The sequence below is a fragment of the Methylophaga sp. UBA2012 genome (assembly GCF_002335235.1).
Taxonomy (GTDB): Bacteria; Pseudomonadota; Gammaproteobacteria; order Nitrosococcales; family Methylophagaceae; genus Methylophaga; species Methylophaga thalassica.
Genome location: NZ_DDCG01000009.1, coordinates 103,503 through 115,619 on the forward strand (window position 1 = coordinate 103,503; position 12,117 = coordinate 115,619).

Consider the following 12,117-nt stretch of genomic DNA (forward strand, 5'->3'; position numbering starts at 1 on the left):
AACAATAGTTGACTAATCAGTCAACTATTGATTTAATGCAAACGTAATTTAACAACGGTGTTGTATGGGACGTCCAGCTACAGATACAAAGCAAAAATTAATCAGCACAGCATCAGAACTCATATGGAAAAATAGTTATGGTTCGGTCAGTGTGGATGATATCTGCAAAGCAGCAGAGGTAAAAAAAGGCAGCTTTTATCACTATTTTAAGTCGAAAGCTGACTTAGCTTTGGCGTCAATGGAAGATCATTTCGAGAACTCGAAACAAGACTACGAAAGAATTTTCTCGCAGTCATTACCACCGATAAAACGTTTTGAAGAACTCGTTGAACACATTATTGAAAAACAGTCCGACATCTCAATAACCTATCAACAGGTTTGCGGTTGCCCTTACGCCACCTTGGGTAGTGAAATGGCAGGGCAGGATCAAGATATACGTGAAAAAGTAGATAGTATCTTGAAGCGCTATGAAGATTACTACGCATCAGCTATTCGCGATATGGTAGCGCAAGGTCAGTTGCCAAAATCTACTGATATAGAATGCTTAGCTGCTGAGCTTTATTGTTATATAACGGGACAAGTTATTCTGGCGAGAATACATAACTCGCTTGATCCATTAAAACGTGATCTAAAAAACGGTGTGTTTCGTATTTTGAATGTTAAAGACATGCACTAATTCACTGGCGAACTGTTACAAATAGCCATATCCATTGACCGCTTAATTGCGGTTTTATTTAGTTATTTAAACAAACCAACCGGTCAACTCAAATTAATTTACAAACCAACCAGTCAATTACTTTGTAGAACAGATGACCATTACATATACAGATTCAATTATTAAAGAGTAGGGATGAGGATGAAACGAAATACTATTTCTATCGGCATAGCGGTAGCTTTGATTGGCCTTGGTTCATTCAGTGCCTATCACTTTGCCTATGCCGATAAACAACAAGAAGTCACACAAAATCAGCAGTTTCCAACCGTAATCGTCAGCCATCCTGCCATTGAAAATATTACTGAATGGCAACAGTATGCAGGGCGATTTGTCGCTGTAAACAATGTGGATATTCGTTCACGTGTTTCTGGCTATTTAGAAAAAATCCACTTCAAAGATGGTGATATCGTCAACAAGGGGGATTTGTTATTTTCTATTGATCCTCGTCCATTTAAAGCCGAAGTATCCATTGCAAAAGCCACCGTTGAAGAACGAGAAGCTACGTTAGCATTGGCTAAAACGGATTCCACGCGCTCTATTGAACTGTACAAAACACATGCCGTTTCTAAACAACGTGTGGACGAAGATAAAGCCAGGGTAAAACAGGCAGAAGCACAATTATCGGCTGCCAAATCACGCCTAGCCAGAGCTGAGCTGGATTTAGATTTCACACAGATTACCGCCCCAATCACCGGCAAAATTGACCAACATAATGTCGATATAGGTAACTTGATTCGAGGTGATGATGAAAATGCCAGCCCTCTGACCAATATCGTGTCACTTGATCCGATCTATGTGATCTTTGATGTTGACCAGAATACCTTTCTAAACCTGACAAATAACGAAACAAAGAGCTTCAATGATGTCCATTCATCGTCAGTCAGGTTATCAATTCAAGGCGATACAGACACAAAATATGATGCCAAAATCAATTTTGTGTCCAATAGCATTGACCAACAAACGGGATCAATTCGATTACGTGCTGTCGTTGATAATAATCAAGGCAAGTTCACACCTGGCTTGTTTGCACGAGTTGAACTGGCTAAGCAGGAAAACCCACAAACAATCCTTATTCCTGAAAAAGCCCTGGTGTTAGAGCAAACCGATTATGTCGTCTATGTCGTCAATGATGAGGATATTGTCGAAAGTCGACACGTAGAAGTTGGCCCTATAGCGAATGGATTGCGTGTTATCCGGAAAGGGCTAAACGGCGATGAGCGAGTCATTAGTGGTGGTCTTCATCACGTCGCGGTCGGCAGCAAAGTAGCTATTCAATCTGAGCTTGCTCTGAACCCTTAATTAACGACTTTTCAAGAGAAATCCCTCTATGTCAGAACAACATAACGACAATAAAAGCTTTGGCGCCTTTTTTGTTGATAGACCCATCTTTGCGGTGTCTTTGTCCGTCGCCATTTTAATTATGGGTATCGTAGCGATGCTGCGTTTACCGATCTCGCTATTTCCGGAAGTGGTGCCACCCACGGTTACTGTTACCGCTACTTATCCGGGCGCTAGTGCAGAAACGATTGCTAAAACCGTCTCCACACCTATTGAACAAGAGGTCAATGGCGTAGACGGTATGCTCTACATGTATTCACAAGCAACAAATGATGGACGGATGAATCTGACCGTCACCTTTGAAATTGGTACCGACATTGATATGGCACAAGTCTTGGTGCAAAACCGGGTTGCCTTAGCAGAGCCACGTTTACCTGAAGAAGTGCGCAGAACAGGGATATCTGTACGTAAGAATTCGCCTGATTTTCTTATGGCCGTCCACATGCGCTCACCCGATCAGAGCCGTGACCAATTATTTTTGTCTAATTACACACTTCAAAATATTCGTGACCGACTGATCCGTTTGCCTGGCGTAGGCTCAATTAATATGTTGGGTCAACGCGACTACACCATGCGTATCTGGCTCGATCCAGATCGCATGTCAAATCTGAACCTGACAGCAGGTGAGGTTGTTGATGCAATTCGTGAGCAAAACATTCAAGTAGCAGGTGGTCAGCTTGCTCAACCGCCCGTTGATACTGATCGTGCTTTTCAACCGATTATTACATTACAAGGGCGGTTAGAAGAAATTTCTCAGTTTGAAAATATCATCATTAAACGCGGTGATGATGCACGAATCGTCAAGCTGAACGATGTTGCCAGAATTGAAATTGGCGCTCAGGAATACACCACAAATGCCTTCCTAAATGGCGATCCGATTGTGGTGATGTTGCTGACACAACAACCTGGTACCAACGCTATTGAAACCTCAGAGAAAGTCAAAGCCATGATGGCTGATCTTTCAAAAGATTTCCCAAGTGGCATGGAATATATCATCACCTATAACCCAACGGATTTCTTTGTGGTTAAAGCCATTGATAACTTAGTCCATACCATTTACGAAGCCTTAATCTTGGTTGTGTTGGTGGTGTTAGTGTTTTTACAAAAACCACGGGCAACCATTATTCCCGTTGTTGCCATTCCAGTCTCTTTAGTGGGCACCTTTTTGGCGCTGACGGTATTAGGTTACTCAATTAATCTATTAACGTTGTTTGGTATCGTTCTGGCTGTGGGGATCGTGGTCGACGATGCCATCATTGTGGTGGAAAACGTCGAAAGACGTATCCATGAGGGTATGTCGGCTAAACAGGCTTCAAGAGTCACCATGAAAGAGGTGTCTCTAGCCTTGATTGCCACTTCACTGGTACTGGTATCCGTCTTTATACCGACCATGCTTATTGAAGGTTTCTCCGGTCAATTTTATCGACAGTTCGGTGTTGCTGTAGCGGTGGCAACGCTTATTTCATTATTTAATTCACTGACGTTAACACCCGCTTTATCGGGCATCTTATTAGCGACTAACCCAGATAAAAAACCAACAAAATCAGGTTTATTATCTAGATCGATACATGGCTTTAATTCTGGCTTTGATCGGATGTCGGAAAGCTATGCCACATTGGCCAATAAGCTGATTTCTCTTCGTCCGTGGGTGATGCTGGTTTATGCCGGATTAATTGTGGCGGCTTTTTATGTGGCGGCCATCATTCCCAAAGGTTTTGTACCTGCTTCCGATCAAGGGTATTTAATCGTACCAGTGCAGTTGCCACCGGGTTCATCCCTGTCGCGTACTACTGAAGTCACACTGCGGGTAGCTGAAGAAGCTGTTAAGGTGCCGGGCATACAATATGCCCATACCTTCGCCGGTTTTGACGGGCCTACGGGCACCAATAAAAGCTCATCATCAACCGTTTTTGCACAGTTTTATCCTTATGAGGAACGGCTTAAATCAGGTCGAGATCTGAATAGTATTATGACGGATCTTCAGGCTCGTCTTAACAAAATTGTTGATGCTCAAATTACGGTGATTCCACCTCCGACCGTAAGAGGTATTGGTTCAAGTGGTGGTTTCTCATTACGTCTACAAGATTATGAAGACCAAGGCAGCGAAGCGCTGAATAATGCGAATAAAGCCCTGCTAAAAGCGATTAATTCCAGCCCTGATATGTTATTCGGCTTTTCGCCATACAGTGCTGGTGCGCCTGAATTTTTCTTTGACCTAGATAGAGATCAGGCGGAGATGCTGAATGTGCCTATATCTAATGTCTTTGAAACATTGGAAGTTTATCTTGGCAGTGTTTATGTCAATGATTTCAACCTGATGGGGAGAACATTTCAAGTTAGGGCACAAGCGGACAGTCGCTATCGATTAGATCCTGAACAAATTGCTAATCTTAAAACACGTTCAGCGGATGGACAGATGGTATCTCTTGGCACATTGGGTACTATTCGCCCACAAACAGCCCCCGACCGTGTACCGCGTTATAACTTGTTTAACACCGCGGAAATTATAGGTGCGGCAAAACCGGGGATCAGTTCAGCTGACAGCTTAAAACTGGTGCAGAAAATCGCGGATGATACCTTGCCTTCAGGCTTTGGCATTGAATGGACAGATCTGTCATATCAACAGCAAATTGCTAAGGGCGGCGTCATGTTGTTTGTGCTGGGTGCCATCTTTGCCTTTTTGGTCCTGGCTTCACAGTATGAAAGCTGGTCTTTACCCATTGCCGTCATGTTGATTGTGCCAATGACACTTCTATCGGCTTTAGGCGGGCTGATGCTGGTTGGCATGGATGCCAATATCTTCTCGCAGATTGGCTTAGTGGTGTTGATAGGTTTGGCAGCCAAAAATGCCATCCTGATTGTTGAGTTTTCACGACAACACGAACTAGAGGGCAATACGGCGATAGAAGCGGCGGTGATGGCGGCGAAACAACGATTACGTCCTATTTTGATGACCTCATTTGCATTTATTTTAGGCGTTGTTCCACTAATGACGGCTACCGGTGCCGGTGCTGAACTGAGAAATGCACTAGGAACATCGGTCTTTTTTGGCATGCTCGGTGTCACTATTTTCAGTCTGATCTTTACCCCGGTGTTTTATGTGGTGATGCGTCAATTAGCCGATAAATTGAGCAAAAAGACACAGGCCGAAACTGCGTCTGTGGCTCAGGAATAGGGGGGAAATACAATGCTAAAAAATATAAGCACCATGCTGTTAATTATCAGCATGACAGCATGCTCAGCAAGTTTCCGGGAAAATGATAAACCGCAAGTATCAGCAGATTTAGCCGCCAATGATCTGCTATCGATTACTGACGGAAATGATCGTCTGTCGAATGCAAAACCTATCGTGAGGTGGTGGCAACATTTCGATGATCCAATTTTAAGTGAGTTGGTTGAGCAAGCGCTACAAAATAATTTAGATATCAAGATTGGCTACGCTAATTTAATGGCAGCACGAGCGATAGCCACAGAAGTGGGCTATGACAGGTTGCCTTCTGCTGATCTGAATGCCGATTACACTCGTGAAAGGCGTAGTCAAGAGACGGCTACGCCGTCTTCTGGAAAACGTAGTAACAATAGTTATAGTCTTGGCTTTGATGCCAGTTGGGAACTGGATCTGTTTGATCGTGTGAGTAACAGGATTAAAGCCAGTGATGCCGAAAGTGATGCGTTGCAAGAGGAGCTAAAAAGTCTGCAAGTGTCGATAGCGGCCGAAGTGGCAAAAACCTATATTGAATTACGTGGAGCACAATACAGAGTCAACATCGCTGAACGAAATGCTGATGTGCAACAAGATACGCTTGAGCTGACAAAAAATCTGACACGGGGTGGTATAGCAAGTCGCCTGGACATTGCACAAGCTGAAACACAGCTATCATTGACACTGGCAGAAATTCCGTCGCGTGAAGCAACAGCAACAGCAGCCATTAATCGTTTATCGGTATTAACAGGACAGAATCCTGAGCGCCTAAGCGAGCAACTTGCTATGAGCAAGCCGATCCCCAGTTTGCCGATGGCTGTGAATATAGGAAATGCCGCTGAATTGCTTCGAGAACGCCCCGATATTATAGCTGCTGAGAAGCGACTGACAGCCGCCACAGCAAACTATAATTTGGCGGTAGCGGATCAGTTTCCAGCGGTAAATATTGTCGGTTCACTGGGGTTTATCGCGACGAATTTATCTACCTTCGGTAGCAGTTCCGCCATTGCCAGTGCCATTGGTCCCAGTTTAAGTTGGGGTGTTTTTGATACTGGTCGTATTCAAGCACGCATCAAACAAAATGATGCCAAGAGTCAGGCAGCATTGGCTAATTACCAGTTGACAGTGCTGAAGGCACTTGAAGAAACAAAAACCGCCATAAGTGATTTTGCCCGTGAAGAACAGCGTCGCGAACGCCTTCAAGATGCCGCACGGACCTCAACGCAGGCCGAGTCAATTGCCACACAGCGTTTTGAGCTAGGGGATACTGACTTCTTACCGGTATTGGATAGTCAACGAACACGACTCAAGTCGGAAGATTCGCTTGCCGTCAGCGAAACACAGTCTGCAGTAAAGTTAATCAGTATTTATAAATCGCTTGGTAAAGGCTGGAGAATTGATAAATAGTCGTCATTAAATATGATGAATAACTATTTTGTCAGCTCTAAACCTATATAGGTGTTATGACTGAGTATATGGAATGATTCCAGAACATTTTTAACATTCAGTATTTATATTCGGGATTTAACACCTATAATTAATCACATTCTTATTCTGATAATGTACTAGGCAGCATAAATAGCATGCTTATGTTCTAGTCATAACTTACCTCAAACAGTAAGTTTGATCTTGTTTGGAGCAGTCAATGCAAATCGGTAGTTCAATTTACCTAGACTATCAGGCGACCACGCCGATAGAGCCTCGCGTTGTTAGCGCGATGGCACCCTACAATCATGAGATTTTTGCCAATCCACACTCTACGGCCCATGTGCTTGGTCAGCAATCTGCGGCAGCGGTTGAGACTGCGCGTAGCACGATTGAAAAGTGCATTAATGCCTCAAGTGAAGAGGTTATTTTTACTTCGGGTGCGACTGAGTCGAACAATCAGGCGATTGCCAGTGTGATATTTGGCAATACTACTGAACGTCGTGACATTCTTATCAGTGAAATTGAACACAAATGTATTAAAAATGCCGCCTATTTTTATGCCGCAAAACTAGGTTACAAAGTCAAAGAAATTCCAGTCGATAATACCGGGCTGATTAATGTAGACGCTTATCAATCATTATTGTCTGATCAGACATTGCTGGTCTGCATTATGGCGGTCAATAATGAGATTGGCACCATTCAGGATGTCAAAACCTTTGCTGAAATGGCACATGCGGCAGGTGCGCTGTTTCATTGTGATGCGGCTCAAGCACCGGAAGCGATGGATATTGACGTGAAAGACTGGAATGTCGATATGCTGAGTTTGTCTGCACATAAAGTGTATGGCCCAAAAGGTATTGGCGCGATATTTATCAAAAATGATCTGCAGGCCGAGTTACCACCATTTATTCAGGGAGGAGGGCAACAGTTTGGTATGCGTTCAGGCACCCTGGCCACGCCTCTCTGTGTTGGTTTTGCTGAAGCGATGCGTATCACAAAACAAGAAGCAAAAACTCACCGTGAACAATTAACGCATTTGAAACGTTTGTTTCTACAGCAACTGCAAGCGACGCATATTCCATTTAAATTAAATGGCACACAAAGTCATTGTCATCCCGGCAATATCAATGTGCAATTCATCGGTTGTGATGCGAATAAGCTATTAGAAAAACTCCAGCCGAATGTCTGTGCTTCTACAGGCTCTGCCTGTAACAGCGAAATGGTCTTGCTTTCACATGTATTAAAAGCGATTGGGTTGACGGATGAAGAAGCAGGATCATCCTTACGCATCAGTCTGGGACGTTTTTCAGATGAACAACAAATAAGCCAGGCCATCGACTATATAAAAGCGAGTATTCAAAACAAAGTGTGACTTTTTGAAGTGATAACCGATCCTTAACTTCCTCTGGCGTAGTCTAAAAATCCCAACCAATACAAGAGGGATTAATGATGAAAACAGCACTTTTTTCAGTATTAGCCGCGATGGCAATGAGCACAGTGACATTCGCTGAACCAGCATCAACTGACGATATGGCTAAACATGATAAAAAAGGATATTTCGCTCATATCGACACCAATGGTGATGGTGTGATTACAAAAGAGGAAGCGACAGCAGCAGCATTAAAACGATTTGAAAAGATGGATGCTAATGGCGATGGTCAGGTGACTAAGGAAGAAGCCAAAGCCGCCCATAAAAAACATAAGGGCGATAAACGCCCATCCTGCAAAGATAAGAAAGAAAGTTAATTTCTCTTATCACATCATATTTAGAAGGGAGTCAGTGACTCCCTTTTTTTATTGCTTATTTATTTTTCTCACAAAATCATACTTTTGGCTGATAGTCGCTACAACCCCATTTCATTATGATCGGCGTGTTATTTAATCGGCCAAACTTGGTGTGAATCAGGGACGGAAAGCCACAGGCCTTGTTGTTTAACAAGGTGGCTGGGTTGCACAAACGCAAGGAATCCGAGTGATGATAAATAAACAACGACAGTTTCTGTCGCTCTCTACTACGTTGCTGTGCAGCTCATTTTTACTGGCACCGTCAGTTGTGCATGCTGTCACAGGACTCCATGGTACAAACACATCCCCCATCACCGTCAGCGATGGTTATATCGGCTTAGATGGATATAAAAACGCGAGTAAAATAACTATTACAGCAGGTGGCAATCTATTTAAATCGGGTGGTGGTAATAGTTTTGTCAATATGACTTCTGGCACTGTAATTAATAATGGCTTAATCGATAACCGGGGTTGGATAAGCAATGAGCACTTAATCGAGAATAATGCCACCTTTGATAGTTATAGAGGCGAGATTCAGAATAAAGCGGCTATCCAAAATGGCAGTAACTCGGTCTTTAAGTCTCATTACCTTGAGAATTCTAGTGGCGGTTATATCTCTACCAATGGTAGATGGGAAATGACCGGTGAGCATCGTAACAGTGGCAATATATTCATTGACCAAGATGGGGTGGTAACAAATAACGGTACATCGCTGCCTACGATGAAAAATTACGGAAAGATTACAAACGCTGGTCTATACGAAAATACGGGATTGTTTTTTAATAACAGTTATGGCCAAGTTGAAAACAGAGCCTCAGGCATATTTCAGAATAATAGATTTCTTCATAATAGAATCGGTTCATCTTTTAAAAATGAAGGTGTTTTTCAAAATGACTCTAGCGTAGAAAATGAGGGTATATTCCTTAACTCAGGTCAACTAAACAATAACACCAGTCATTCATTCACCACATTTTATAAATTTACGAATACAGGTTTAATTACAAATGATGGCAATTTCGTAAATAGAGCTGGCTATACTTACCTTGGTAACGAGTATAAAAAGGGTAAGCTAGAGAATACTGGCACAATCAACAACAATGCCACGATGTCTAATGAGAAGGATGCCACGTTCAATAACAACGGAGTAGTTAATAATAACAGTGGTGCTCAATTTACTAACGCTTCTGCCTTCAATAATCAAGCAAATGGTATCGTAAATAATCACGCAACTTTCAACAATCAGCAAACTGGCAGATTCAACAACGCTAATATGGCCAGTTTTGTTAACCATACAACAGCAAGTTTGAATAACAATGGCATACTCAGCAATCAGGCCGGTGGCACCTTAACCAATCACGGCATTATCAGAAATAACGAAACCGGCACACTCAACAATGCGGGTAGCTTGATTAACTCAGATAGTGGTCAATTTGCTAATGCTGGCACTTTAAATAACAACGAAAACGGGCAATTTCTCAACAGCGGTGTATTTGCCAATGGCGGTGTGCTGAACAATAAGGGCACATTTACCTCCACTTTATATTCCACTATGGCAAATTATGGCGATATCAATAATCACGGCCAATTTATTGATCAGGGTAAATTTGTTAACAGCGCCACAGTAAATAATTACAGCCAGTTTTTGATTGATGACTATGCAGAGTTTACTAACGTTAATACCCTCATCAATAAATCTGATGGCACCCTTAACCTGAAGGGCAAATTACTCAATCAGAAAAATTCACCCTCGAACATCACCAATGAAGGTGAGTTTAATATGAGCTATTACAGTCAGCTTGATAATGAAACCTTACTCACCAACAGTGCTTCGGGCACTTTAACGAACGATGGCACGCTGAATAACTCAGGTACCTTAGCGAATAATGGCGCCTTGATTAATAACCGGCAAATAAATAATACCGGTGCGTTTTCAACCAGTGGCCAGTTAACTAACTATAATTACATCAGTAATACTGGTTCGGCTGAGATGACACTGTCCAGTACGGGCACGATGACAAATCGGGGAATGCTGTCAAATGAGGCTCGGCTGATAAATTATGGTGTTATCAATAATGCGGTTAACGGCACAATCAATAACACGGAAGAGTTTTTAAACAATGGCACCTTGAATAGTGAAGGGGCAATTAACTCTGTCGGCCTTCAAAATACGGGGACTATTGCCAATGCCGGCACGCTGACAAGTTATTGGCTGCTGGATAATGAAAACACCATTACCAATACTGGCGTGATAAATAATAATGACAGCAGTACGCTGAATAACTCCGCTACCATCACAAACAAAGCTGGAGGCAATATTGTTAATACTGGCGTGTTTGTAAATAGCGGCACCGTTGAGAATGCTGGCACACTGACTAATGCCTCTGTCTTAAAAAATAAAGTCGGTGCAACACTCAATAATATCGGCGTGCTCAATAATAACGATGAGTTCAACGTAGAGGGTTTACTGAGCAATAGCGGTCAGCTGACTAACTCAGCCTCAGGTGATCTCAATGTGGCTTCATCCGGCCAAATCAATAATAGCGGTCGATTCATTAGCGATAATAGACTCACCAATGCAGGTCGCATAACGAATAACGCGGGTGCGCTTTTTAATAATACCGGGGAGTTTTATAACAACAACACATTTGCTAATGCCGGTGAGTTCAATACTCTGGCCATGGAGAATAACGGTGTCATCACTAACACCGGTGAGTTTAATAATCACTGGCTTTTGTATAATAAAAATAGCCTCTCCAATGAAGGAAAACTGACCAATGCCTCCACTGGTTCGCTATCGAATACCTCAAAGATAAGCAATAAAAGTAGCGGTAACTTCACTAACTTTGGTGAGATCAACAACCAAGCAACGATTGAGAATGCAGGTGTCTTATCCAACCAAGGGACATTGAAAAATAACGGCATCATCACCAACTCTGGTCAATTTATTACGACGGATGGCCACATTGTGTCTGGCAGTGGTGAGTTTATTCAAACCGCTGGCAGCACCACAGTAAATGGCAGCATGAACCAAAAGAACGTCAACATTAATGGCGGTAACTTGAACGGTCACGGCGTGATTAATAGCAATGTGTTAGTGAACGGCACCAGCTATAGCGATTATGCCAGCCTGACCCCAGGTAACTCTATCGGTAAACTGACGGTGAATGGCAATTACACCCAAGGTACATTTGGTGTAATGAATATCGAGTTTGATGGTAATAGCACGGATGTATTTGCTGTAAATGGCGTGGCGACACTGGCGGGTGTGTTGAGTTTTGACTTTATCGGTTCAGAGCTTAAAACAGGGATCTTTAATTTCATGACCTTCAGCAGCTTAGTCGGCAGTTTTGATAACATCATTCTGCCGCTGATGAGTGGGTTTGATTTTGATGTGATCTTCGGTGATACCTTTGCCAATCTGGTGATTACTGAAAGTGTCAGTGCGGTACCCGTACCAGCAGCCATTTTCTTGTTTGCACCAGCACTGATGGGATTCATTGGTATACGTCGTCGTGTGAGCCAACGTTAAAGTCAATGTGAAACGCGATGAAAAAGCCGTCGTTAATGACGGCTTTTTTTCATTTAAACTAGGCTGATTTTTCAATTTTATGAATAATGACCTATAAAAATAATAAAAGGCAGGCTCAGA

Annotated in this window: 7 protein-coding genes and 1 riboswitch; all 7 genes read left to right on the forward strand. The window is 42.7% G+C overall.

Annotation, left to right across the window (positions count from 1 at the left end; genetic code table 11):
* Positions 1 to 64 precede the first annotated feature (64 nt).
* The 7 genes from B2248_RS07440 to B2248_RS07470 all read left to right on the forward strand — a co-directional run bounded on the left by B2248_RS07440 (position 65) and on the right by B2248_RS07470 (position 11,997).
* Positions 65 to 676 carry a TetR/AcrR family transcriptional regulator gene (locus B2248_RS07440; RefSeq protein ID WP_273180382.1) on the forward strand — a complete coding sequence of 204 codons (612 nt, stop codon included), beginning with the start codon at positions 65 to 67 and terminating at the stop codon, positions 674 to 676.
* A gap of 180 nt (positions 677 to 856) precedes the next feature.
* Positions 857 to 2,014: an efflux RND transporter periplasmic adaptor subunit gene (locus tag B2248_RS07445; RefSeq protein ID WP_273180384.1), complete on the forward strand. Its 1,158-nt coding sequence runs from the start codon at positions 857 to 859 to the stop codon at positions 2,012 to 2,014.
* 28 nt (positions 2,015 to 2,042) lie between these two features.
* A complete protein-coding gene (locus tag B2248_RS07450) occupies positions 2,043 to 5,228 on the forward strand; it encodes an efflux RND transporter permease subunit (protein WP_273180385.1) in 3,186 nt (1,061 codons plus the stop codon).
* A gap of 12 nt (positions 5,229 to 5,240) precedes the next feature.
* Positions 5,241 to 6,662: an efflux transporter outer membrane subunit gene (locus B2248_RS07455; RefSeq protein WP_273180387.1), complete on the forward strand. Its 1,422-nt coding sequence runs from the start codon at positions 5,241 to 5,243 to the stop codon at positions 6,660 to 6,662.
* Between the two features lie 238 nt (positions 6,663 to 6,900).
* Positions 6,901 to 8,055 carry a cysteine desulfurase family protein gene (locus B2248_RS07460; RefSeq protein WP_273180388.1) on the forward strand — a complete coding sequence of 385 codons (1,155 nt, stop codon included), beginning with the start codon at positions 6,901 to 6,903 and terminating at the stop codon, positions 8,053 to 8,055.
* Between the two features lie 77 nt (positions 8,056 to 8,132).
* Positions 8,133 to 8,429, forward strand: coding sequence for a hypothetical protein (locus B2248_RS07465; protein WP_273180390.1), 297 nt, complete (start codon positions 8,133 to 8,135; stop codon positions 8,427 to 8,429).
* 129 nt (positions 8,430 to 8,558) lie between these two features.
* Positions 8,559 to 8,640: riboswitch (cyclic di-GMP riboswitch) on the forward strand.
* Between the two features lie 18 nt (positions 8,641 to 8,658).
* The gene (locus tag B2248_RS07470; RefSeq protein ID WP_273180392.1) at positions 8,659 to 11,997 is read left to right on the forward strand and encodes a beta strand repeat-containing protein; all 3,339 of its coding nucleotides are present in this window, start codon (positions 8,659 to 8,661) and stop codon (positions 11,995 to 11,997) included.
* Positions 11,998 to 12,117 lie beyond the last annotated feature (120 nt).

Bases quoted from the DNA above. Each gene is read 5' to 3' on its own strand.
- B2248_RS07440 (WP_273180382.1), top strand. From the start codon at position 65: ATGGGACGTCCAGCTACAGATACAAAGCAAAAATTAATCAGCACAGCA.
- B2248_RS07445 (WP_273180384.1), top strand. From the start codon at position 857: ATGAAACGAAATACTATTTCTATCGGCATAGCGGTAGCTTTGATTGGC.
- B2248_RS07450 (WP_273180385.1), top strand. From the start codon at position 2,043: ATGTCAGAACAACATAACGACAATAAAAGCTTTGGCGCCTTTTTTGTT.
- B2248_RS07455 (WP_273180387.1), top strand. From the start codon at position 5,241: ATGCTAAAAAATATAAGCACCATGCTGTTAATTATCAGCATGACAGCA.
- B2248_RS07460 (WP_273180388.1), top strand. From the start codon at position 6,901: ATGCAAATCGGTAGTTCAATTTACCTAGACTATCAGGCGACCACGCCG.
- B2248_RS07465 (WP_273180390.1), top strand. From the start codon at position 8,133: ATGAAAACAGCACTTTTTTCAGTATTAGCCGCGATGGCAATGAGCACA.
- B2248_RS07470 (WP_273180392.1), top strand. From the start codon at position 8,659: ATGATAAATAAACAACGACAGTTTCTGTCGCTCTCTACTACGTTGCTG.